The sequence below is a fragment of the Halorubrum californiense DSM 19288 genome (assembly GCF_000336875.1).
In the GTDB taxonomy this organism is placed as follows: domain Archaea; phylum Halobacteriota; class Halobacteria; order Halobacteriales; family Haloferacaceae; genus Halorubrum; species Halorubrum californiense.
This window is the reverse complement of record NZ_AOJK01000024.1, coordinates 1-23,310: the sequence shown is the minus strand read 5'-3', so window position 1 is coordinate 23,310 and position 23,310 is coordinate 1. Positions and strand designations below refer to the sequence as shown.

The window sequence follows — 23,310 nt, the reverse complement described above, 5'->3', positions numbered from 1 at the left end:
ATACGCAGCAAGTGGTCTTAACCATTTCGCTGACATACTTCTTAGTCTCTCTTGTCGTCGGTTTTTGGACTCGCATTCATGAAAAAATATGAATTCAAGAACAGATACACAAGACGGTATAGATATTCGAAATGCGTATGTGACTGTCAAGGATGAGATATCCGAGACTCGTCATGACCCATTCGAGCGTAAGGCTTGCTTAGACGACTTCTGCGGGAAGTTGGCTACGGTCGTGGCGGATGGAGACTATGAGCGAGATGAAGCTACTCAGCTCCTTAGCACGCTCGCAGCCTACGCACAAACGAAAAAGGAGACTCTGGAGAAGATGTTCCAGCAGCATCTAGAAGAACTCATCGACGAGAGTTCTATGGAGGTCTCTTGGGATAATGGGCTTCCAGCCGATATTCTCGTTCGCACGAAGCTCTCATCTGTCACCCGACACGTGTCCAGTGACACCAACGTAGATACCTTCTACGTGTTTGAGTTCTCTGACCCGGATGTCCAGATAGAGACTAGCAGAGAGCACCTGAATCAGACTGAACTACGCCGGCTCTACTTTGATGCGTCAGAGCACTTTGTGGCCCCAGCCCAAGATGGGATTGGAGATTGGGCCGATTGGATACAGCAGTATCTCGAAGATTATCTTGAGAGCAATCCGGATTCAACCGTCCACTTTGACGGCGCACGGACACTAGCTGCTGAGACACTCCGTGCGGCCCTTATCAATCAAGTTCCTACAACAGTACTTCAGGAAGCGTTCTTGCAGGCGAGTCCTTACGTGGAGTCTGAGGGGTCTGATGTTCTTCAGGTCCCCTACGAGTTCATCGCAAGGGTGCTGATTGATTATGAAGACGTGCCTCCAGCAAACCTCCATCGTGAGTTACACGCGCGAGGCTTCCTACAGTCAAACGCAAAACGAGTTCGGATGGATACGGGTGAGGTGGTCTCACTCTGGCAAATCCGACGAGGCTGGGTCGATGGTCCTGATGTTGACGGGGGGGAGGAATAATGACTCGGAAGAGTCCGCCGAACTACCCAATCTTCGCCGAAGACGAGTACCCTCCCACGAGTTCGCTCAAGATTCACGGACCGCCTGGTTCGGGGAAGACGACTCAGCTGTTACTTCGTCTGATGGGCTTGCTAGAGGCAGGATATTCTCTGAGTGACATAGCGTTCGTTACCTACCACAAGGAGCTCTCCTCGGATATCTTGAGTCGATTGGAGGAGTACGGATTCATCGGCTCTGAGGAGTTGGACAAGCCAACAACTGGTGAGACCCGATACATCGGAACAATCCATGGGATTGCGAGCCGTATCAGTGGGGGCGCATTCCGTAACCTGGAGAGTGCGAAGACTAAGCACCGCCGAGAGTTCATGCGAGAAGTCTATTCTCGTCCTTATGATGCCCCTGCGACTCGTTCAGACATTACTCCGATAGGGGAGTTAGCATTTGACTGTATTGAGTGGCTCAAAAAGAATCGAATACCCATCTCTCAACCAACTCGTGCACCTCAATACGTCGAATATCGCTCAAACTGGCGTGGAGCCCCTAGTCTCAGAGAGTTCCAAAGAGAGTGGGAAGAGTACAAAACTGAAAAGGGATTGTTTGATTTCACCGACCAGTTGACGCACGCACTTGACGAGAAAAAATCTCCGTCGACACCGGTGTTAATCGTTGATGAGGCGCAGGATATGTTTCCGCTGCTCTCAAAGTTGGTTAACGAGTGGCGAAAAGACGCCGACGTGGTCGTTATCGCTGGTGACCCTCACCAGACGGTCAACACTCACGAAGGAGCCTCACCGAAGTTCTTCGACGCTATTGAACTCCCAACTGTAGTCTTACCTGACTCACACCGTGTTCCAGAACTTCACTGGCAGACAGCTCGTCGACTACTTGACCGCCATCATGAGCCTCCCGAACTCAACGTCAGGGATACCCGCGAAGCGACGTTGGAAGAAGTCCGCTCTCCAAGATTTGGGTACAACAGAGGTCAATGGATTGCTCCGACAGGGAAATCCAGTCCGCCCTGGTTGTTGAAGCAGTACGCACCTGATGGCGATGCGCTTCTGATAGCGCGCACACGACTACAGTGTCTAGGAATCGCTTGGAGTCTGATGGAAGCTGGCGCTCTGTTCCGGTCACAGAATGGATTGCTTGGATGGGACACGCCCGGTGTCGGTGAGGGCCGAACACGGCTGTTTAACGCGTTACAGAAAATCCGAGGCCTATCCCCTGACGAATCTGATGGTGGTTCCAGGGCTCCAGAAAAGCTTGAATCTTCAGAACTGGCGCTGACCCTCGATGAAGCACGAACCTTACTCCGGGCGATAGATTCCAAGTGTATCCGTTCACGGAAGAACCGGTTTAGAAGGACCACGGATTCTGTTTGGGAGATGCTGAACAAACACCCACATGACAACATCTCTCTGAAAAAACTAGACTGGCATCTCACGAAAGAATTCTGGGTTCGATATACAACCGGGCCCGGGGCCGTTGAATGGCTTAGTGGCTTCTTCGAAAAGCCAGAAGAGCAGATAGCACTACGGAATGCGTTACAGCGAACAAACAGGCCTATCACGTCGCTCGAAGCGACGCCACGGGTGTCTACCATCCATTCGACAAAGGGGGGTCAAGCAGAGACTACAATTTGCTATGATGGAGTACCCCCACGAGTGACGCAATCGCTTCACCGACCCGGCGCAAAGGCTACTGAAGACTTGATTTGGTATGTTGGACTCACCCGGAGTTCACAAAATCTCGTAATTGTGCGCGGCGGCTTCGACTGGATTACACCGTATCTGCCGAGCACTGTCGTTAACCAGGGTGAAATTGTATGAGTGAAACAAAATTCAACAGCGTCGCAGAAGAACCGGTATATGAGGAAACGATGACAGACCTACCCAACTGGGTAGTCTGGTCAACAACAGACAAACGCCCTCTGGCTCCGTGGTTGGGCCATCTCAATCCTTGCCGGTGGAATGGGAATCTCGACGAGAATGAGCGTCCAGAGAGGGCTTTTGAAGTCGCAAAGAACTGGGCTGGCCATCCAGGAACAAGAGATATCACTCATCAAGGTGAACTCGGTGACCTTGGTATCGCATACATTCTTCCATTTGAGAGTGACGCATCGATTCTCATGGTTGACTTCGACAACGTGCGACAGAGTGATACCGGAGAGGTCCATCCAATTGTAGTCGACCTTCTCAGTCGCCTCAGCAGTTATGCTGAAATATCGGGCAGCGGCCAGGGAATCCATGTCTTTGTCCGGGCAAATATCCCTGACTGGTATCCAGGCAGCACATTTTCGGCTGAGCTTGATACAGAAACCTGGGTTGATGGAAAGGTACCAAAGATTGAGATGTATGACAGAGCCCGGGTCTGTCTCACTACCGGTCAGCATCTAACTGAAACACCACCTAAGGCAGCGCGGAGGCAGAAGATTGTAGACGAATTAATACGAGAGTATGACCAGTCTATCGATACTATCGAGGACATCTGTGACCTTGAGGAGCGCCAGGCAAAACCTCGGGGTTCTACTGTTCAACAGGGCAATCAAAGTCCGTATTTCGACGTAGACTCGGTCGATGTTCTTCAGCGTTCGGGTGCTCAACTCAGGCAGCAGGGAAGTGGATATAGATGTGCCCACCCTGTTCACGGGTCGAGAAACGGAAACAACCTCGGTGTAGAAGGCGAAGTCTGGTACTGCCACCGACATAATGTAGGGGGGAACTCGCTCATGCTAGTCGCAGTTCTAGAAGGGTTCATCACCTGTGATAGAGCTGGCACAAATTCTCTATCTGAGCTTGAGGATGAAGAGTTCGCTCGCTTGTGTCTCCTCGCACGAGACTGGTATGGATTCGACGGCAAGCCGCCTGCTCGTGCCATCCGTGGCACTGCGCTCGCGTATGACCTCATCTCCGACCCAGAGAGCCAAATCAAGCACATCTACAAAATCACGAGAAAATTCTATGATGCATCACGACCGGAAGATTTCGGTAAGCAGGTACCCACTCTGGATGGTACGGTCTCAAAGAGGGGTGAGTGCTAATGGTCCGGTCTGTCCACATCTGGCGGAAGCGGGCAGAGGCGATGAAATGTCGAGAGGGTGGTCAGGTGGGCGACTGGGACATTCACCGAAATTACTACGAAGAGGAGGGGAATTGTCACTGTAACAACTGTGATGCTACAGGAGAATTCCACGCACCAACGGATGCGAATTGGAACTACACAGCAGGAGCAGTAGAGGTCCCTGGAGTGCTACACGAGGAAGAGATGGAACGCTTGTAGAGAATACTAGAGTTACTGATTATCGGAGTCACTTACCTCACGCTCAACCGAGTGTTCGCGGAATTGCTCGATACAATCTATAGCTGGACGGTCCGAACCCAATCTGGGTGTGAATATCGTACCACACCCACTACACTTTCCTCCACTGCCTATCATATCGAGCCCTTCAATTTCCAAAGTCACTGGACAGACCTTTTTTCGACCCATATTATATGTTCTCAGCACTTGTACAAAGCTTTCTGGATGGTTTGTGTTCCGTCGAGCTCTTTACAGTCTCTCAAGTCTTACTGCGTTTTCACTGGCCAGGCCTTCCTTTTCACCAATAATACAACACATCTGATGTAGCTTTACAAGATTGATTTCCGATATGACGAGATGGCAAATTTGTAGCTCTGTTGAAATTATTTGGGAGTGATATGTTCTGGCCGAGCGTGGTCAGTACAGACTAGCTACTTCTCAACCGTAATCTCGCCCGGGTATCGAACCGTGACAGTGTAGCCCGCGTAGGGGAACTGAACCGCTAGGTTAGTACCAGTTTCTGTGGTTCCGTGCTCAAATAATTCTCTCAGAGCGTCTGTCTCAATAGATTCGTACAGTATCGGAAGCTCGCTTTCCGAGACATTCTTCTTATCTGCGACGGCGGATACTACTTCTGTATCTATATTGATGGATAGTGCGATGTTACGTTTAATCGTTTCAAACGTATAACACTGGCCCCAAGCAGGACCAATTCGCACTACTCAGAGACCAGCTGTTTCAGGCGAGAATATATTTAAAAAAGAGGATTTCAGCAGGGTCGAATTTGTGTATTGTTTGAGCATGAGTGATGTACTTAGCCGGACGTATCTTAGAAACTAGTGATGAGTTCTGCAATTGAAGAATTAGAATCTATCACTAAGGCCAGCGTACGTGAGATGAAAAGATGGGGCTTACAGCCTATTGATTGGGAAGTGTATATTGACGAGGTAACTGAAGAACTCTGGGTGAATGTCTGGTTTGAGCCAGGCCTTTCCATTACTGAGCGGCGGAAATTTGGCCTCTACCTCTTCAAATCTGAACTAAACAAAAGCACCAGAACCCTTCCGGTGCGGGTCAACGTGACGTATGAGGATAACGCGACCGACAACGGCATTGCCGTATGGTGGATGAATGGCTAATCACTCTCAAAATTCTCCCAGTTCATATTCCTGAACTTAGTTGGAAATAGTGGGGGGTTTGTACCGGATTGACACCATGGGGTTTGAAAGAGTGGAAGTAGTGGGGCCGTCTACGTAGCAGCGGAGGTCGTCATCTTACAGTCGAAACGCACCCTTGGAATGCTGTTGCGTTCTATTGTATCCTAAATTACCTTGCCACTGTACCGCGTATAATACGTGTACACCGTCGGTTCGCCCTCTCTCTGAACCCCTCCTTTTCAGGTGCATCCACCTGAATCCCCAACTATACGTAGACTTACTCAAAGATACATGCTCTATACTCAGCACGTCTTCCTTTTATCCGTAGAGAATTTCGACAGGGCCGAATAGATTATTCTACCAACTTATATCTCCTAGAAAGTCAGCCAGTTCTCTGGCTGAGCGATTTCGCTTCATATTTGGTCAAAGTATCAAATTCAATATAATTATGTGGGACCACGATAGTAGGATAAATATGCCGTATCACCCAGACCATGCTCGCGGCGACATAGTGACTGTTGACCCAGATGACTGGTCATCTGACCAAACGATGAATGCCGAACGAGTACAATTCAGTATTGAGACAGATACGAGCCCATTTGTCGGATTAATGCGCGTGGTTGATGAGATTCGTGAAGAATTTTCAGATGACGATAAGCCGCCACGAGGAACCGTGCTTGAGGCGATTGTGTTTAATGGAGCTTTTGAAAATGAGGTAATTGTTGAAGACCTCGCCGCAGAATTCAATCAAAAATAACACTTATTTTCGCAATGGATTAAACACATTTCCGAATAAAAACTGGACTCATAGTTGCGAACCTGACAATCCAACGCTTGGGAGTCTCCCACGTTGACACAGAAGAGAGTGTTAATTATGTGGTTCGTCAAGGAGAAGCTCAATATGCGTGTAACCGTGTACGGTAAATAGATGGACAAGGATGTCGTCTTCGCGATGTTCTGAATTACAATCGCGACACTGATACATCCCACCAGTTTTGTCAAAGTGGCTGTCCAGAATATTCGGAATACGTGGTATCATAGTATGTATTGACGATGTACTACTGCTTTGCTGATGTGGTGGTTCAGTTTGTATTCCAAGATAATCTAAGACTACGTGTAGAGTTGTGAGATAGGCAGTTGTAGTATAAAATCGTAAATATATCATCAAATTATCTAACTAGCAAGAGAAATATTCCATTAGAGGATTCTTTAGAATACTTTTCGCCTTCTGAACTACTTCTCTAATTAGTGGTCTCAAAAAGATGGCTAAGGTGAGTGATACACATTCGATAAAAATGCACTTGACCGGCCTCAGAACTATGCTTAAAGTTTGCTAAATTTGTGGTTCCATCATACAGTAAGTCGGTGCCGTCTATTGGTTTAGGAAAATCTCAAAACTAGAAGTATTTATGAGATGTCGCACCAATAATTTATATAATGAATAAGGACGAGATGTCCACTTCGGCAATGCGCCGGGTGGTTGCTAAAGGAGACCCGACTGACCCGATGGTACAATTTATGGCTGGTGTTCTGAAGCGTTATGACTCGACAGAATCGGGGTCCGCATCGAGTGCGTCAGATGAATCACGGAGTTCGGGGAACTCTTTGAGCAATTCTCGCAATTCTCGTAGTCCTTCAGACATATCCGAATCTGGTTCCTCATCAAACGACCGCTCGACGACAGCGTCGTCCTGAGACTCTGCGCGGTCGATTGCTTCGTAGGTTAGTGCCTGGCCACAGAAGACACAGCGAGGGTAGTTGACGGGGTCTTCGGGTGTCTCTTTATCACACCGAGGGCAAAGCTGAACCCCAGGGCCGGACTGTTCTTCTTCCTCAACTTCAATACCGAGCATTCTTCGATAGCCTACATTCTTCCCTGGAGCAAAGTCCGCAACGTACCGTGCAATCTGTCTACTTCCTTGCTTTCGTCCCTGACGAGAGTTGATTTCTGGCTCACTCACCCCATTTTCCGCGAGCCAGCAAGCATTGGCTTTCCGAAATGCGGTGGGTGTGACCTTCTTTGTGACATCCACCCGTTTGGCTGCAGCTTGTAGCGCATCGTACATTCTCCGTTCGCTAATGCGCCCTTCCCCGTCACGACGTATCCAGAGGTACGCTTGCTTGTCTTTCTTTTTTGGATGCTTCTGGAGCCATTGGTTGAGGTACGGGACGCTTAGAATCAGTTCTACGTCCCTGCGACCTCGCTTACCATTCACATTCGCAATAAGACCAATACTTGCATCATCAATATCGCCGACGCGCATATCATAGAGCTCTCCACTCCTTGGCCCCGCATCGAAAGCGAGAGCCATCATAGCTCGCGTTCTGTCGTTACTTTCTGCTTGAATCATCGGATTGATATCATCGTCCCACTCTAGGATATCGATTCGTGAGGGAGTAGGGTCGTAATTTCGTGGATATGACGAACTGACCCATGAGATAGATGGGGCGATGTCATCTCCGTTGTACATTTCCAGGCCAAACGTTCGCGTTGCCTGTCGGTAGTCCCGGTTGGTCTCTTCGTTGTCGTAGGTGTCGTTGACCCAATCAACAATTGCGTTGGTCACGGCACGGTACTCAAGTGCGCTGCCTAGAATGCCGAGCTTGTCGATTAATGTCTCGACATCCCCATCAGAGTCTACGTCTGCCACCGCTGTCTCCTGGGCCTCTGCGAAGTTTTCAAGAGTAGGCATCAGCGTATGCTCGCTGATGCGAGTGACATGCCGGAGTAGTTTGATTCGGCGGTAGTCACCGTAGTTCTCTTGTCTCCGGTTCATGCGCTTGAGAAATCTGAGGATGAGAGTCCGGTCTGGTTTGTTCAGCCCCCGGTCACCAGCTTCAAGCTTTCCGCGAAGAACTTCGATTTGCCGTGCCGGGTCAACTGCCATGGCTCTCACACGCGGTAGGGCTTATTGAACGTATCGCGCATAGCCCGGCCTAGGCTCTTCCTGCGACGCCGCGTCTCACTCTCGACCTTCGGTTGCGAACGTCGCCGCGCGCCGGACCAGCGCGTCGTGCGGGTCGACTTCGGATCGCGGCGCGAGCACCTGCTCGAACGCCTCGCCGAGGCTCCGGTCCGTCAGTCGCGTCATCGCCGCCGCGGCGACCGCCGGGCTGCGGGAAGCGCCGGCCGAACAGTGGATCAGGACGCGCTGGCCGGCTTCGCGCCGCTTCACGACCGTCTCCGCGGCGGCGGCGAACGCGTCGTACTCGTTTCGCGGCCCGTCCGTCATCGGCGCGTCGACGCGAGCGACGGCCCCCGTGTCCGGGTCGTCGTGCGTCAGCGACACGACGGCGTCGACGCCGCGGCGGCGGAGCAGCGACTCGTCTTCGGCGTCCGACACTGTCCCGACGAAGATCCCGTCGGCGACCTCATCCATTTCGAGACACGCCGTTGGCCCGCCGTTCGGCCGCGACCGCATTAAACGCACGCCGTTCTCGACGCGGTTTATCAGACGACCGACGGCGGTCGGGAGCTCGCCGCCCGCACGCGGTTCCTTTATTCCCCGTCGCCGACCGACACATCACATGGGCAAACACGAGCGCGGCTGGGTCGAGGCCACCGAGAAGCTGACGGCGCAGCTCGCGAACGGCGCGGAGCCGGACGCCGACCTCGAAGAGCGGGGGCGACCCGATCTCGCCGAGGCGCTCGCCGACCGGCTCCGGAGCGACTTCCCCGACCTGACCGCGGTGCGCCACGCCGGCAACTCCTACGACTCGCTGGGCGACCTCATCGTCGAGTCGCCCGGCGGGGAGACGTTCGTCGAGGCGAAGTTCGTCGCCAGCGGCGGCACGCGGGCGAACCTCGGGCAGGACACGCTGACCGAGTTCGACCTGTTCGAGGACGCGACGGCGTGGAGCGACTTCCGCGAGGAGATCGGGTTCCCCGAGGACCGCGAGGCGCTCCTTCGCGAGTTCGACGACTACCCGGACGACGTCCGCGACTGGTCGTACAAGTCGGCGGTGTACGACCGCGCGAAACACCTCAAGAACGTCCTCGACGTGTCGCGGGGCCAGAACACGGGGTCCCGGGCGGACGAGGTCCTCGCGGACTCGGACGCGACAGAAGAGGAGCGCGAGGCGGCCCGGATCGTCAACGCGATCCTCGACCTCGATAGGGAGGAGAAGCTGGCGTACTTCGACCACCTCCGCGAGGCCGACCAGAACCCGCGCAACGTCGAGACGTTCGCGCACCTCATCGTCTGCGGCTACCACACCGCCGACGCGCTCGACGAACACTTCGACGACGACCTCGACGAGATCAAGCGGCTGCTCGAAGCCGACGCCTATCGACTGTACGAGGTAAACAAGAACAGCGGGACGGTGTCGGTCGAGAATCCATCGGCGCTGCTCGCCGGCTTCGACTGGCAGGACACCCGCGTCGAGATCCCGGAGGACGGGACCTCCGTGAGCGTGGTGACCGGGCCCCCCGAGAACCGGCGGCGCGTGCTGAACATCGCGTACAACTGGAAGAACAAGTTCCAGGGGATCCAGACGCCGTCGATGAACGTGTTCGTCCCGGAGGCGTGAGGCTCCGTCCCCGGGGCGTGAGATTCCGGTCGGCGTGACCCCGGATCCGCCCGGGCGACCCGCACCCTTTTGCGCTCGGACGCCAAGGACCATCCATGTCACGCGGCCGCCGGAAGCCGGACTGGCTGAAGTCGCGCCCGCCGTCCGGGAGTCGGTTCACCGAGATCAAGTCCACCCTGCGCGACCGCGACCTCCACACGGTCTGCGAGGAGGCGAACTGCCCGAACATGGGCGAGTGCTGGTCGGGCGAGGACGGCCCGGGAACGGCGACGTTCATGCTCATGGGCGACCGCTGCTCGCGCGGCTGCAACTTCTGTGACGTCGAGACGGGCGGGATGGAGGCCCTCGACCCCGAGGAGCCCGCCAACGTCGCGGACGCGGTCGCGGAGATCGGGCTCGACTACGTCGTCCTCACCTCCGTCGACCGCGACGACCTCGCGGACGGCGGGTCGGCGCACTTCGCCGAGACGATCCGAGCGATCAAGCGCCGGGACCCGGAAATTCTCGTCGAGACGCTCATCCCGGACTTTCAGGGCGACCCGGAGGCGATCGATCGCATCATCGACGCGGAACCGGACGTGATCGCCCACAACGTCGAGACGGTCGAGCGGCTCCAGTGGCCGGTCCGGGACCGCCGCGCGAACTACGAGCAGTCGCTTTCGGTCCTCGACCGGGTCGACAAGAAATCGGACATCCACACGAAGACGAGCCTGATGCTCGGCGTCGGCGAGTACGACCACGAGGTGTACCGGACGCTCGGCGACCTCCGCGAGGTCGGCGTCGACGTGGTCACCTTCGGCCAGTACCTCCAGCCCTCCCGATCGCACCTCGACGTGTTCGAGTACGTCCACCCGGACGTCTTCGAGACGTGGCGTCGGGTCGCCGAGACGGAGTTCGACTTCCTCTACTGCGCGTCGGGCGCCATGGTCCGGTCGTCGTACAAGGCGGGAGAGCTGTTCGTCGAGGCGCTGGTGCGCGAGGGCCGGTCGCCCGAGGACGCGCGGCGCCGAGCGCGGGCCGCGGGCGGCGACTGACGCGGGTTTCCGAACGCCGGGGCGGGGGATTACGGCCTTCGGCGGAGTCGCTGTAGCTGTCAGGTGGTTTCGAGGTCTCGATGTTTGTCCGAACAGCGAGTTATTTACCTCTCGGTGACTCACCCTGCGTCAGTGAGACGTACACATGGGAACAACTGACTCGTCGATCGTTGACTCGGCGCGGGCCCGGCCGGGGCTTCTCTTCGTCGCCCTCCTCGGCGGCCTGCTCCTCGTCGACCTCGCGGCGAAGCTCGCGGGGGTCGGCCTCGGCCCGATCGGGGGGTCGCTCTCGGTCGATCGGCTCGGCTCGAACCTCTGGAGCGGCATCGTCATCGGCCTCGTCATCGGGCTCGCCGGCATCGGGCTCTCGATGACGTACAGCATCCTCTCGTTCGCGAACTTCGCGCACGGCGACCTCGTCAGCGTCGGCGCGTTCTCCGGGTGGGGCGTCGCGTTCCTGATAGCCGGCTTCGGCGACATCCCGGCGCGCGCGCTCCTGACGGTCCGCGACGCCGGGAACGCCGCGCCGGGAGACATCGGCGCGCACATCCTCACGACGCCGGGCGGGATCCTCGTCGGACTGCTCGCGGCGTTCGTCGTCACCGCCCTCCTCGCGGTGGCGCTCGACCGCGCGTTCTACAAGCCGATGCGGGACCGCGACGGGATCTCCCTGCTCATCGCCTCCATCGGCGCGGCGCTCATCGTCCGCTACCTGCTCCAGTTCGTCTACGGCTCCGACCGGCGCGGCATAACCGCCAGCGTCGAGGCGTCGAACATCGCGTTCGCCCCGCTCGGGCTCTCGGTGAACGCGCACGAGCTTACCATCCTCGTGGCCGCACTCGGACTGATGCTCGCGATGCACGGCATGCTCCAGCACACGAAGCTCGGCACCGCGATGCGGGCGATGGCCGACAACAAGGACCTCGCGCTCATCACCGGCATTCCGGCCGAGCGCGTCGTCACCGCCACGTGGATCATCGGCGGTGGGCTCGCGGGCGCGTCGGGCTACCTCTACGTGCTGCTCCGCGGGACGATCCAGTTCGACTTCGGCTGGCTCCTCCTCCTCCTCATCTTCGCGGCCGTGATCCTCGGTGGGATCGGTTCCGTGTACGGCGCCATCGCCGGCGGCCTCGTCATCGGCGTGGTGTTCACCACGTCGACGATCTGGATCCCCTCCGACTTCAATCAGGCCGCGGCGTTCGGCGTGATGATCCTCATGCTGCTGTTGCGCCCGGAGGGGCTGTTCGGGGGGGTGACGACCACATGAGCGACGCCGACGCATCCGGCGGCTCCGCGTCTGGGCCCCCGGCGAACGGGCCGCAGGCGCCCGAGAGCGCCACGGCAGCGCTGGTCGAGGCCGCCCGCGAGAGCGACCTCGGCCTCGTGGTCGGAACGCTGCTCGTGATCTACGCCGCGGCGACGCTGCTGACGTTCTCCGACGGGCTCAACAGCGTCGTCGGCCTGTTGGAGACGCTGACGTTCCTCGGACTCGTCTACGCGCTCACCGCGCTCGCCCTCAACCTCCAGTGGGGGTACACCGGCCTGTTCAACATCGGCGTCGCCGGCTTCATGGCCGTCGGCGTGTACACGATGGGGATGGTCGTCCGGTCGCCGGACCCCGCGTTCGGCCCGCCCGGACTCGGACTGCCGCTCCCGGTCGGAATCGTCGCCGGCATGGGGATGGCGGCGCTGCTCGGCGCGGTCGCGGCCCTGCCGGCGCTCCGACTCAAGGCCGACTACCTCGCGATCGTGACGCTCGGGCTCTCGGAGATCATCCGCCTGTCGCTCCAGTCGAGCACCTTCGACAACTTCCTGCGCGACACGATCGGCGCCGGGACCGGCGGCGGCCGCGGGATGGGGATGCCGGACAACCCCGTCCGCGACCTGTTCCTCGTCGACGGACAGGCGGGGACGCCGACCGCGCTCGGCGACCTCGTCTTCGGCGTCTTCGGGAACGACGGGCTCGGCATCTCCCACCCGATACTCATCGGCTGGGGGTACATCGCCGTCCTCGCGGCGTTCTTGGTGGCCTTCTACCTCATACTCGAACGCCTCGGCCGCTCGCCGTTCGGCCGGACGATGAAGGCGATCCGCGAGGACGAACTCGTCGCCAACTCGCTCGGGAAGGACGTGAACCTCGTGAAGATCAAGGTGTTCGTCATCGGCTGCGCGCTGATGGGGCTCGCCGGCATCCTCTGGTTCGGCAGTCAGGGAAACGTCTCGCCCACTCCCCAGTTCCGGCCGCTCCTGACCTTCTACGTGTTCATCGCGGTGATCATCGGCGGATCCGGGTCGAACACCGGCTCCGTCCTCGGCGGCATCGTCTTCGCCGCGGCGCTGTTCGAGGGGCCGCGGCGCGTCGGCGGGGTGGTGCGGGGCCTCATCGACGCGGAGACGCCGCCGTCGTTCGCCGACGCGCTCGTCTCGCTCGACCCGGTGACGTTCCTCGCGTACGCGACCGACAACATCGCGCCGCTCCAGTTCGTCTTCCTCGGGATAGTCCTCGTGTTCATCATCCACCGGCGGCCGGAGGGGATCCTCGGCGACCGGATCGAGACGGCCGCGGCCGTCGACCTCTCGGAGCGGCCGAACGGAGGTGAGTCCGATGAGTAGCGACGCGCCCGACCGGAGCGACGCCGCGGACGGGGACGCCGCCGCCGACCCGGGCGATGCGACCGATCCCGGAGACCTCGGCGCGGCCGAGGCCGTCGCGGCGACGGACGGCGCCGAGGACGAACCGGAGGCGAACGACAGCGCGGTCGAGGAGGCGGCGAAACACGTCCCGTCGGGGTCCCCCTCGGGGACCCCCCCGCTCCGCGTGGAGGGGCTGGTCAAGCGGTTCGGCGGCGTCACCGCCGTCGACGGCGCCTCCTTCGAGGTGGAGTCCGGGTCGCTGACGGGGCTCATCGGCCCGAACGGCGCCGGGAAGTCGACGACGTTCAACTGTATCACGGGCGTCCACGAGCCGACCGCCGGTAAGGTGTACTTCGAGGGCGAGGACGTCACCGGCCTCAAACCGTATCAGATCGCGCGGAAGGGGATGGTCCGGACGTTCCAGATCGCCCGGGAACTCGGCGAGATGACCGTCCTCGAGAACCTCATGCTCGCGCCGCAGGGGCAGCTCGGCGAGTCCGCGATCCGCGCGGTGACGCCCGGGCTCCGCGGCGCGGTGGTCGAGGAGGAGACCGAACTCCGCGAGCGGGCCTGGGAGACGCTGGAGTTCTTCGAGATCGACCACCTCGCGCACGAACACGCGGGGAACCTCTCCGGCGGCCAGCGGAAGCTGCTGGAGATGGCCCGCGCGCTGATGACCGACCCCGAGATGGTGCTGCTCGACGAGCCGCTCGCCGGGGTCAACCCGACCCTCGAAGAGAAGCTGTTGGACCGAATCCACGACCTGCGTGCGGACGGCTACACCTTCCTGCTCGTCGAACACGACATGGACATCATCATGGAGAACTGCGAACGCGTCATCGTCATGCATCAGGGGAGCGTGCTCGCCGAGGGGACCGGCGACGAGATACGGAACGACGAGCGGGTCATCGAGGCGTACCTGGGGGAGGACCTATGAGCGTCGACGAGGCGGAATCGGCCGACAACGAGACGGATGCGGCCGCTACCGCCGGCACCGACCACGCGATCGACGACGACGCGATCCTCCGCATCCGCGACCTCGACGCCGGCTACGGCGACCTCCAGATCCTCACCGACGTGGTCCTCGACGTCGCGGACGAGGAGTACGTCACCATCGTCGGCCCCAACGGCGCCGGCAAGTCGACGGTGATGAAGACCGTCTTCGGACTCACGACGCACATGGGCGGCACCGTCGAGTTCGAGGGGCGGTCGATTCAGGGGCTCGCGCCCGAGCAGATCATCCGCGAGGGGATCGGGTTCGTCCCGCAGAACGACAACGTGTTCCCCGGGCTCAGCGTCCGCGAGAACCTCGAGATGGGCGCGTACATCCTCGACGAGGTGCCCGAAGACCAGATCGAGACGATCTACGACCGGTTCCCCATCCTCCGCGAGCGCAGCGACCAGAAGGCGGGGACGCTCTCCGGCGGCCAGCGGCAGATGGTCGCGATGGGGCGGGCGCTCATGCTCGACCCCGACCTCCTGCTGCTCGACGAGCCCTCGGCCGGGCTCGCCCCGGACCTCGTCTCGGACATGTTCGACCGGATCGACCGGATCAACGAGAACGGGACGGCGGTGCTGATGGTCGAGCAGAACGCGAAGGAGGCGCTGCGGCGCTGCGACCGCGGCTACGTGCTGGTGAACGGCGAGAACCGGTACACCGACCGCGGCGAGGTGTTGCTCTCCGACGAGGACGTGCGCCGCGACTTCCTCGGCGGATAGGCGGCGGAGCCCGCCGGAACCGCCGGCGACGCCACTGCGCCGTTTTTATAAATTGCCGGCGTCGAGCGGGTCCTCCAGCTGACCCATCACCGCCTCCATCGCGTCGGTGGCGGTGAGCAGCCCGACGACCTCGCCGTCCTCGACCACCAGGGCGAGCTCCTGCGACTCCGCCTGGAACCTGTCGAAGGCGTCGCTGACGCTCGCGTCCGCCGACACCGTCATCGGCGGGGCCGCGACGTCCGCGAACGCCAGGTCGCCGTCGCGGAGCTCGTCGAAGCGGCTCACGATCGACGGGGCGTACACGATCCCCTCGAACTCGTTCGGGTCGTCGCCGACGAGTGGGAACCGGCTGTGCGGGGTGTCGCGGATCCGGTCGAGGTTCTCCTCGGCGGAGACTGTCGTCGACAGCGAGATTATCTCGTCGGCCGGCGTCAGCACCTCCCGAACCGCGAGTTCGCCGACGTCGAGCGCGTTGAGGACCTCCTCGCGGCGCTCCTCGGGGAGTTCCACCTCCTCCATCATCGAGCCGAGGCGGTTGCGGAGCTCCGCGCGCGTCTCCAACACCTCCTCTTCGGCCTCGGTCCACGAGCCGGTCATCTCCACGCCGAAGAGTCCGAGGGTGGCCTTCGCGACCCAGTCGCCGAACTTGATCAGCGGCGAGATGAGCCACGCGAACCAGTAGAGGGGTCGGGAGCCGTACTGGGCCACCTGCTTCGAGCGCTCGACGCCGAGGTACGTCGGCGTCTGCTCGCCGTGCGTCAGGTGGACCATGTTGATGAGGAAGAAGCCGAGGAACGAGCCCGCGCCCGCGGACGCGAGCGCCGTGTTCTCGAATATTGGGGCGAACAGCGCCGCGAGCCCCGGCTCGGCGACGATACCGAGCGCGATGCTCGTCCCGGAGATCCACACCTGACAGGTCGTCAGGTAGAACTCCAGGTCGTCGGTCATCTCCCACGCGCGCCGCAGTCCGGGAGTGTCCATCTCCGATTCGGGGTACTGCCGGAGCCGCGTCAGGCCGAACTCGATTGCCACGAAGTACGCGTTGATCAGGATGAGGGCGACGCCGGCCGCCACGCGGAGGGCGACCTCGGTCGACGGCATCGCCGTCGCGAGCGGGATCATCGTCTCCCGTTGCCCGTCGGATCCTCAAAAGGGTTCAGGCCGCGACCCGGCGCTTACTCGTAGTCCTCGGACGTCGGAAGCCCGTCTTCGGGCGGGAACTGCTCGACCGGGACCGTTGTCTCGTCGCCGCTCGCCATGTCCTTCACCGTGTACTCGCCGTTCTCCAGGTCGCGCTCGCCGACGACCACGACCGTCTCGGCGTTGATCGAGTCGGCGTAGCCGAGCTGCGCGCCGAACGAGCGGTCGGAGACGTCCTGCTCGACGACCACGTCGTCGCCGAGCGCGCGGAGGTCGCTCGCGAGCGCGGCCGCCTCGCTCCGCGTGTCGCCCACCGAGAGGACGTAGTAGTCGGTCGCAAGCTCCTCGTCGGGCCAGACGCCCGCGCGCTGACAGAGCAGCTTGAGGGTTGCGTGGCCAGGGGCGACCCCGACCGCGGGCGTGGGCTGCCCGCCGAAGCTCTCGATGAGGTCGTCGTAGCGTCCGCCGCCGAAGACGGAGCGGGACACCTCGCCCGTGGAGTCGAAGCACTCGAAGACGACCCCGGTGTAGTAGTCGAGCCCGCGGGCGGTCGTCAGCGACACCTCGCAGAACTCGCCCGCGCCGAAGTCGTCGGCGGCGGCGAGGACGTTCCGGAGGTTCTCGACCGCGTCCTCGACCGACTCGTCGCCCGCCTCGGCGACCGCGTCGAGGTCGTCGACCGTCTCGGCGTCAGAGATGAGATCGTCGAAGTCGCGCGCCGTGTCGCGGGCGAGCCCCGCGTCGGAGAGGAGGCCGACGTACTCGCCGTCGTCGACCTTCGCGCGCTTGTCGACCGCGCGGATCGCGGCGGCGGTGTCGACGGCGTCGGGGTCGGCGGCGAGCGAGCGGACGAGGCCGCCGAGGATGTCGCGGTGCGAGACGCGGAACTCGAAGTCGTCGCCGGTGAGCCCGAGGTCGGTCAGGGCGTCGGCGGCGACCGCGAGCACCTCGGCGTCGGCCTCGGGCGCCGAGGAGCCGAACACGTCGATGTTCGTCTGGTAGAACTCGCGGAAGCGACCCTGCTGGACCTGCTCGTAGCGCCAGAACGGCCGGGTGGAGACCCACTTGATCGGCTTCGACAGCTCCTGACCCTTCTCGACGACCATCCGGGCGACGGTGGGCGTGAGCTCCGGCGTCATCGAGACGCCGCGGCCGCCCTTGTCGTCGAAGGCGTACAGCTCCTCGACGATCTCCTCGCCGGACTTGTCGACGTACATCTCCGTCCGCTCCAAGGCGGGGGTGGCGATCTCGCGGAAGCCGTGTCTGCTCGCGGCGTCCTCGATCGCGTCCGTCACCTCGCGGCGAGCGGACTGCTCGCCGGGGTAGAAATCTCGGAATCCCTTGAGGCCGTCGTACATGGGCGTCGCTTCGGCGAGCGCCCGCTTGAAACCATCCTTTCGGGGCGGGATAAGCGGGGCCGACGAGCGCGGTCGCGGCCCGGGAGCCGCGACTCCGTGCCCGTCTACTCGCGCTGATACTCCTTCTGGAACCCGCGGAACTCGGTCCGGTGGGCCTCCTCGTCCGAGAGGAGCGTCACGGCGAGGTCCTCGGTGACCGGGTCGTCGGCCGCTTCGGCGGCGTCGATCAGGTCCCGGTACGTCGCGATCGCGTCCGCCTCGGCGTCGAGTACGCCGTTGATGACGGCCAACACGTCCGTCGAGTCTTCGGGCGGCTGGAGCGACTCCTGCCCGGCCGTGAACTCGGCGGAGCCGGGCGGGCGCGCGTCGAGCTGTTTGAGCCGCTGGCCGAGCTGTTCGGCGTGGCCGAGCTCCTCCTGGACGTCCTGTTTGAGGCTCTCTTTGATCTCCTCGGCGCGGACGCCGTCGAAGACGATCGCGTTCGTCTGGTAGTTCATCACGGTCTCGATCTCGTCGGCGTACGCCGTCCTGAGCAGGTCGACGACTCGTTCGGATGACATACTTGGCGCTACGCTCGCGGGGTCGAAAGTAGTTCCGGCCGCAGTCGATCAGTCGTTCCGGCCGTGGACGTACGTCTGGTCGTGGTCCGGGAACACGTCGCCGACGGTCTCTTCGCCGTACTCGTCGGCGATGAGCGTCCGAAGTTCGTCCTCGTAGTCCGCCTTCGGAACCTCCTCGCTCGGCCCCTGCTGGACGTCGAAGGTGGCGTCGACGAGCTGGTCGACGGCGTGGCGGCCGAACCCGGAGAGCGGGGAGATGTAGTCGACGCCGTTGCGGTCTTCGAGGCTCTGCGCCTGCGCCCGCGACACCGTGGGGACGCGGTCGTCGCGGCGGGTGCCGTCCGCGATGGCGTCGACGTCGAGCGCGGCGATAGTCTCCAGCGCGTGCTCGTGGACGCGCTGGATCCCGTTTCGGGGGTAGCCGTCCGCGACCATGGTCTCGGCGGCGCTCTCGGCCACCTCGCGGTCGAGGGCGACGCGCTCGAACGGGAACCCGAGTTCGGCGGCCGCCCGCTCGGCGTGCTCCCAGTCGTCCGTGAGCCCGAAGCTGCCGGTGACGCAGCGGACGTCGTAGAACCGGTCGAGGAGGTGGGCGGCGAGCGAGGAGTCTTTCCCCCCGCTGTACAGCAGCGCGAGCTCCATCTACCGGTGGCGGATGTCGAAGCTCTTCTGTTCGGGCTGGAGCTCCTTGAGGAGCTCTCGCATCTGGTCTTCGTCGATCTGTCCCTGAACGCGTCCGCTCTGTGCCAGCGCGGCGACCTGCTGTTTCACCTTCTCGCCGAACTGCGGCTTCGACATCTCGACCGCGTTGAGCCGCTGGCGCGCGCCGTCGGTCAGGTGCTGTTTCAACACCGCCTCCTGCTGGGCCTCGGCGCGCTCCTGGGCCTCCTGTTGGGCCTCGGCGGCGTCGCCCTCGCCCCCCTGTCGCTCGCGGAGCTCCTCCATCTTCTGTTCGCGCAGTTCCTCGAGCCGTTCGTCGTCGGGGTTGCCGCTCATACGCCCCCGTTCTCGGTCCGTGCGAAAAACCATTTCGGAGGTCGCGACCCGCGCAGGCCGGCCGGATTCGGCCTCGCGCTCGTCGGCCGCGACGGGGGCGGTCCGCGCCGTTTAAACGGATCCTCGGCGTAGCCGCCTCCAATGAGCGAGTCGCGGGAGTTCTGTCCGCGCTGCGGCGACCCGGTCCCCGAGCGGCGCGACCCCCTTCCGGGCGAGCCGCGCGGGCGAGACGCGCTGCTCTGCGACGACTGCTACTTCGAGGACTTCGACCTGGTCGACGCGCCGGACCGGATCGAGGTGCTGGTCTGTTCCGGCTGCGGCGCGGTGAGGCGCGGCGAGTCGTGGCGCGACGTCGGCGCGCGCGACTACACCGACGTCGCCGTCGACGAGGTCGCGGAGGCGCTGGGCGTCCACGTCGACGCCGAGGACGTCGAGTGGGGCGTCGAGCCGGAGCAGGTCGACGAGAACAACGTCCGGATGCACTGCCGCTTCTCGGGCGTCGTCCACGGTACTCTGCGCTCCGCGGAGGTCACCGTCCCCGTGAAGATATCGCGCGGGACCTGCGACCGCTGCGGGCGCATCGCCGGCGGCTACTACGCGGGGATCGTTCAGGTCCGCGCGGACGAGCGGGACCTCACGCCCGCGGAGCGCGCGGAGGCGCTCGACATCGCGGAGACGTACGTGGCCGACCAGGAGGCCGACGGCGACCGCGAGGCGTTCATCACCGAGGTGAACGAGACCGACGACGGGCCGGACGTCAAGCTCTCGTCGAACCGGCTCGCGCAGAACGTCGCGACGCGGATCACCGAGTCGCTCGGCGGGAGCTTCGAGTCGTACCCGACGCTCGTCACCGAGGACGGCGACGGCAACGAGGTGTACCGCGTCACCTTCGCGGTCCGGCTGCCGAAGTACGCGGAAGGCGAGATAGTCGACCCCGAGGACGGCGACGGGCCGGTCCTCGTCACCGGCGTCTCCGGCCGCCTTCAGGGGGTCCGGCTCGCCACCGGCGCCGAGTACACCTCCGCGTTCGCGGACGCGGAGGCGCCGGACGCGACCCGGCTCGGTACCCGCGACGACGCGACGGAGACGACGGTCGTGACCGTCGAGGACGAGAACGCGATTCAGGTGCTCGACCCCGTCACGTACGAGGCGAAGACCGTCCCGAACCCGGCGTTCGTCGACGGGAACGCGGACTCGGTCCTCGCGTTCGAACACGGCGGCGACGTTCACCTCGTGCCGGAAGCGGGGACCGAAACGACCGTCGAGTCGGCGCCGGATCGAGACTGAAACCGCTCGCGAACCGCGTCGAACGCCTCCCGGGAATAGCTCACGCGAGAGGCAGAACTGATCGGTCGTGGAAGAGAGCCGGAAAGCCGGGTCGGCGTGTCGACGTCGTCAGCGGGGACGGGAGACGCTCAGTCGGCGCGGGCGGGCTGTTCGCGGCCGAGCGCTGCGGCGCGCTCGGAGTCGGTTACCTCGATGCCGCGGCGTTCGAGCTGCTCGATGAATTCGGCTTCGCTGAGCCCTGCCTGTGCGGCCGCCTGCGACAGCGTCAGGGTTCGCGCACCGTACAGCGTCAGCGCACTCGACAGCCCGTTCGTGGCCATACATCCAGTAGTAACGTGAGGGATTATGAAGGTTACTACTTCATGGAGGGACCTGATACACCTTATACGATATATATTGACGAATGATCGGCCCGGGAGTGATAATATGGCTCGCGCTCCGCGGGCCCTCGCCCGCAGGAGTTATACCGTTCTGCGGCCGAAACGGCGGCATGGACAGACAACAGGTCATGGCGCTGTTCTTCGCGTTCCTCATGGTGAGCTCCATGGTCGCGTACGGCGTCTCGCTGCTGTAACCGGCGGGCGATGCCGGGCGGACGGGTCCCCGCTTCGCGTCGATCAGCCGCCGCTGCTCGGTGAGTTCGGTCTCCACTTGCCGTCACTCCCGGATTCGAGTCCGCGTCAGCCGTCGCCCCACACGTCCGACAGCGGGTGATCCTGCCGGCGCTCCGCGTCCCGCTCGGAGCGGGTCCGGACCGACTCGTCGCCGGCCGTTCCGCCCTCGGCGGTCGGGTCGCCGTCGCCGGCCTCCGAGCCCTCCTCGCCGCGAGACGAGTGACCCGCGTTCGCGCCCGCCGACCCGCCCGAACGGCGACTCCGCCGCCGTCCCGCCCCCGCGCCGCCGGACGGCGACGCGTTGATGCCGGCCAGTGCCGCCTCCGGATCGACCGCCGGCAGCGACGGGGTCGTCATCGCGTCGACTTGGTCGCGGAACCAGTCGGGCGTGTCGGCCGCGGCGCGTTCGAAGAGGTCGAGGAGGGAGTCGTCGGCGAGGTACGTCGCGCCGTGGTCGTCGGGCGCGCGGACGACCCGCCCGCACGCCTGAATGACGGTTCGCAGCGCCGTACGGTGGTACCAGGCCCACTGGCCGTCCGCCAGCCGGCGGGCGACCCGCGAGTCGTTCGTGTTCCGGTACGGGGCCTTGCACACGACCTGCCAGCGACAGAGGTCCCCCTTCAGGTCCAGCGCCTCCTCCATCTTCACGGAGACGAACACCTCCGGGTCCGCGCTCGCCTTCCACGCCTCCAGTTCGGCGTCCCGGTTCTCTCGGTCGTGGCGCCTGACGCGCGCGGCGACGCCGAACTCGCCGAGGCGCTCCGTGATCCGCTCCGCGATGTCGTACGAGTGCGCGTGGATCAGTCCCTTCTCGTCGGGGTGTTCGGCCATCAGCCGGACGATCAGGCGGGCGATCTCCGGCACCGTCTCGTCGCGGTGTTCGTACGTCATCGACCCCTGCGTCACGTCGTACAGCGGCCGGTTCGCGAGCGGGAACGTGTGCTCGACGTCGACGAGGGCGACGTCGGCGGGGTCGAGGCCGACGCCGCGGCAGAACGCCTCCTTCGAGAGGATGGTCGCGGACAGCAGCGCGAACCGGTTCCCGCGGTCCCACACCGTGTGTCTGAGGTATCGCGCGGGGTCGAGCGGCTTGATCTCCATCGTCGACCCCTCGCCGCCCGGCTGATCGACGACCCACGAGGTCGGCGACTCCGGGTCGCGGTAGTCCTCGAGGAACCAGCCGAGTTCGCTGATCAGCTCCTGAAGCCGGTCGCGGCGGGCGACCTCCTCGCGGTCGAGTTCGGGGCGGCCGACCAAGTCGTCCTTCGCGCGGATCGACACGTCGCGCAGCGCCTCGACGAACCGCGCGGTCCGGTCGAGCGCGTCCTCCTCGGGGCCCGCGTCGGCCGCGACGTCGGGGACGCCGACCGAATCCCACACCGGGACGCGCTCCGGCGATATCTCGATGGTGGCGTACATCTCGGCCCACTCCGCGAGGCCGTGGGCCTCGTCGATGACGACCACGTCTCGCTTCCGGAACACCTCGGAGCCGGCGGTGCGCATGAAGTACGCGAGCGTCATCGCGGCGAAGCGGTTGCCGGAGGCGATGGCGCGGTCGGAGAAGTACGGGCAGCGGTGTCGGATCGAGCAGTCGAACCCCTGCTGGCGCGCACAGGGGGCGCGGTTCACGGGCGTGTCGTGTTCGCCCGGGAGCACGCAGTCGTAGTTCGACTTCCCGCGGATCACCGCCAGGTCGTCGAGGAGGTCGTCGGCCTCGACGTCGTCGATCTGCGACACCTGCGGGGTCGTGTAGTAGGCGCCGGTCGCCTCGCTGGGGGCCGCCTCGCCCGCCTTCGCGGCCGCGCCCATGATCGCCCGGGCGAGCAGCGACTTGCCGCTGCCCGTCGGCGCGCGCACCAGCACGACCCGGTTGCCGGCGGCGAAGGCGTCGCGGATGTCGGCGAGGGCCTGCTCTTGGGCCCCGCGGAAGCTCGGCGCGGGGAACTCGGCGGGGATCCGGCTCGGGTCCACACGA

23 protein-coding genes are annotated in these 23,310 nt (G+C 62.4%); 13 read left to right on the top strand and 10 right to left on the bottom strand.

Annotated elements, in window-relative coordinates; genetic code table 11:
- The first annotated feature begins 88 nt into the window (after positions 1–88).
- From C463_RS04760 to C463_RS18435, 3 genes are read left to right on the top strand one after another with little or no spacing between them, the layout of a single operon-like run.
- Entirely contained in the window at positions 89–1,009 is a 921-nt protein-coding gene (locus C463_RS04760; protein WP_049905539.1) for a hypothetical protein, read from the top strand.
- Positions 1,009–2,838 carry a UvrD-helicase domain-containing protein gene (locus tag C463_RS17455; RefSeq protein ID WP_008441547.1) on the top strand — a complete coding sequence of 610 codons (1,830 nt, stop codon included), beginning with the start codon at positions 1,009–1,011 and terminating at the stop codon, positions 2,836–2,838. Before C463_RS04760 ends, C463_RS17455 begins: the two co-directional genes overlap by 1 nt.
- A complete protein-coding gene (locus C463_RS18435; protein WP_137695679.1) occupies positions 2,835–4,049 on the top strand; it encodes a hypothetical protein in 1,215 nt (404 codons plus the stop codon). The genes C463_RS17455 and C463_RS18435 overlap by 4 nt, the downstream gene beginning before the upstream one ends.
- 688 nt (positions 4,050–4,737) lie before the next feature.
- On the opposite strand, the gene C463_RS18430 is transcribed toward C463_RS18435, so the two are convergent.
- Positions 4,738–5,025 carry a HalOD1 output domain-containing protein gene (locus C463_RS18430; RefSeq protein WP_199239103.1) on the bottom strand — a complete coding sequence of 96 codons (288 nt, stop codon included), beginning with the start codon at positions 5,023–5,025 and terminating at the stop codon, positions 4,738–4,740.
- 123 nt (positions 5,026–5,148) lie between these two features.
- On the opposite strand from C463_RS18430, the gene C463_RS04745 reads away from it, so the two are divergent.
- Positions 5,149–5,445 carry a hypothetical protein gene (locus tag C463_RS04745; RefSeq protein ID WP_049905536.1) on the top strand — a complete coding sequence of 99 codons (297 nt, stop codon included), beginning with the start codon at positions 5,149–5,151 and terminating at the stop codon, positions 5,443–5,445.
- A gap of 493 nt (positions 5,446–5,938) precedes the next feature.
- Positions 5,939–6,220 (top strand): hypothetical protein, encoded by a 282-nt coding sequence (locus C463_RS18425; RefSeq protein WP_137695680.1) that lies wholly within the window; start codon positions 5,939–5,941, stop codon positions 6,218–6,220.
- A gap of 781 nt (positions 6,221–7,001) precedes the next feature.
- Here the strand turns inward: C463_RS18425 and C463_RS17450 are convergent.
- Positions 7,002–8,351 (bottom strand): tyrosine-type recombinase/integrase, encoded by a 1,350-nt coding sequence (locus C463_RS17450; protein WP_080510766.1) that lies wholly within the window; start codon positions 8,349–8,351, stop codon positions 7,002–7,004.
- Between the two features lie 75 nt (positions 8,352–8,426).
- Positions 8,427–8,843 (bottom strand): dual specificity protein phosphatase family protein, encoded by a 417-nt coding sequence (locus tag C463_RS04740; protein ID WP_008441543.1) that lies wholly within the window; start codon positions 8,841–8,843, stop codon positions 8,427–8,429.
- Between the two features lie 148 nt (positions 8,844–8,991).
- Between C463_RS04740 and C463_RS04735 the strand changes: the two genes are divergently transcribed.
- The 6 genes from C463_RS04735 to C463_RS04710 all read left to right on the top strand — a co-directional run bounded on the left by C463_RS04735 (position 8,992) and on the right by C463_RS04710 (position 15,380).
- On the top strand, positions 8,992–9,993 hold the full coding sequence (locus C463_RS04735) for a hypothetical protein (RefSeq protein ID WP_008441542.1): 1,002 nt from the start codon (positions 8,992–8,994) through the stop codon (positions 9,991–9,993).
- A gap of 95 nt (positions 9,994–10,088) precedes the next feature.
- Entirely contained in the window at positions 10,089–11,027 is a 939-nt protein-coding gene (gene lipA, locus C463_RS04730; RefSeq protein WP_008441540.1) for a lipoyl synthase, read from the top strand.
- Between the two features lie 145 nt (positions 11,028–11,172).
- The gene (locus tag C463_RS04725) at positions 11,173–12,294 is read left to right on the top strand and encodes a branched-chain amino acid ABC transporter permease (RefSeq protein WP_008441539.1); all 1,122 of its coding nucleotides are present in this window, start codon (positions 11,173–11,175) and stop codon (positions 12,292–12,294) included.
- On the top strand, positions 12,291–13,640 hold the full coding sequence (locus C463_RS04720; protein ID WP_008441538.1) for a branched-chain amino acid ABC transporter permease: 1,350 nt from the start codon (positions 12,291–12,293) through the stop codon (positions 13,638–13,640). Before C463_RS04725 ends, C463_RS04720 begins: the two co-directional genes overlap by 4 nt.
- Entirely contained in the window at positions 13,633–14,598 is a 966-nt protein-coding gene (locus C463_RS04715; RefSeq protein WP_008441535.1) for an ABC transporter ATP-binding protein, read from the top strand. The genes C463_RS04720 and C463_RS04715 overlap by 8 nt, the downstream gene beginning before the upstream one ends.
- The gene (locus tag C463_RS04710; protein WP_008441533.1) at positions 14,595–15,380 is read left to right on the top strand and encodes an ABC transporter ATP-binding protein; all 786 of its coding nucleotides are present in this window, start codon (positions 14,595–14,597) and stop codon (positions 15,378–15,380) included. The genes C463_RS04715 and C463_RS04710 overlap by 4 nt, the downstream gene beginning before the upstream one ends.
- A gap of 45 nt (positions 15,381–15,425) precedes the next feature.
- On the opposite strand, the gene C463_RS04705 is transcribed toward C463_RS04710, so the two are convergent.
- From C463_RS04705 to C463_RS04685, 5 genes are all read right to left on the bottom strand, one after another.
- Positions 15,426–16,502 carry a CNNM domain-containing protein gene (locus C463_RS04705; protein ID WP_008441532.1) on the bottom strand — a complete coding sequence of 359 codons (1,077 nt, stop codon included), beginning with the start codon at positions 16,500–16,502 and terminating at the stop codon, positions 15,426–15,428.
- Positions 16,503–16,555: 53 nt separating this feature from the next.
- Positions 16,556–17,878 (bottom strand): histidine--tRNA ligase, encoded by a 1,323-nt coding sequence (hisS, locus tag C463_RS04700; RefSeq protein ID WP_008441531.1) that lies wholly within the window; start codon positions 17,876–17,878, stop codon positions 16,556–16,558.
- 104 nt (positions 17,879–17,982) lie between these two features.
- Positions 17,983–18,438: a DUF892 family protein gene (locus tag C463_RS04695; protein WP_008441530.1), complete on the bottom strand. Its 456-nt coding sequence runs from the start codon at positions 18,436–18,438 to the stop codon at positions 17,983–17,985.
- Between the two features lie 48 nt (positions 18,439–18,486).
- Positions 18,487–19,080 carry a DUF7411 family protein gene (locus C463_RS04690; RefSeq protein WP_008441529.1) on the bottom strand — a complete coding sequence of 198 codons (594 nt, stop codon included), beginning with the start codon at positions 19,078–19,080 and terminating at the stop codon, positions 18,487–18,489.
- A complete protein-coding gene (locus tag C463_RS04685; protein WP_008441527.1) occupies positions 19,081–19,434 on the bottom strand; it encodes a DNA-binding protein in 354 nt (117 codons plus the stop codon).
- Between the two features lie 141 nt (positions 19,435–19,575).
- On the opposite strand from C463_RS04685, the gene C463_RS04680 reads away from it, so the two are divergent.
- Positions 19,576–20,721 (top strand): 60S ribosomal export protein NMD3, encoded by a 1,146-nt coding sequence (locus C463_RS04680; protein ID WP_008441525.1) that lies wholly within the window; start codon positions 19,576–19,578, stop codon positions 20,719–20,721.
- 128 nt (positions 20,722–20,849) lie between these two features.
- Here the strand turns inward: C463_RS04680 and C463_RS04675 are convergent, their stop codons facing one another.
- Positions 20,850–21,041, bottom strand: a complete 192-nt coding sequence (locus C463_RS04675; protein WP_008441523.1) for a UPF0175 family protein — start codon at positions 21,039–21,041, stop codon at positions 20,850–20,852.
- A gap of 83 nt (positions 21,042–21,124) precedes the next feature.
- Between C463_RS04675 and C463_RS18950 the strand changes: the two genes are divergently transcribed.
- The gene (locus C463_RS18950) at positions 21,125–21,295 is read left to right on the top strand and encodes a hypothetical protein (protein ID WP_158294490.1); all 171 of its coding nucleotides are present in this window, start codon (positions 21,125–21,127) and stop codon (positions 21,293–21,295) included.
- 106 nt (positions 21,296–21,401) lie between these two features.
- Here C463_RS18950 and C463_RS04670 read toward each other — a convergent pair whose 3' ends face one another.
- The gene (locus C463_RS04670) at positions 21,402–23,306 is read right to left on the bottom strand and encodes a helicase C-terminal domain-containing protein (protein ID WP_049905534.1); all 1,905 of its coding nucleotides are present in this window, start codon (positions 23,304–23,306) and stop codon (positions 21,402–21,404) included.
- Positions 23,307–23,310 lie beyond the last annotated feature (4 nt).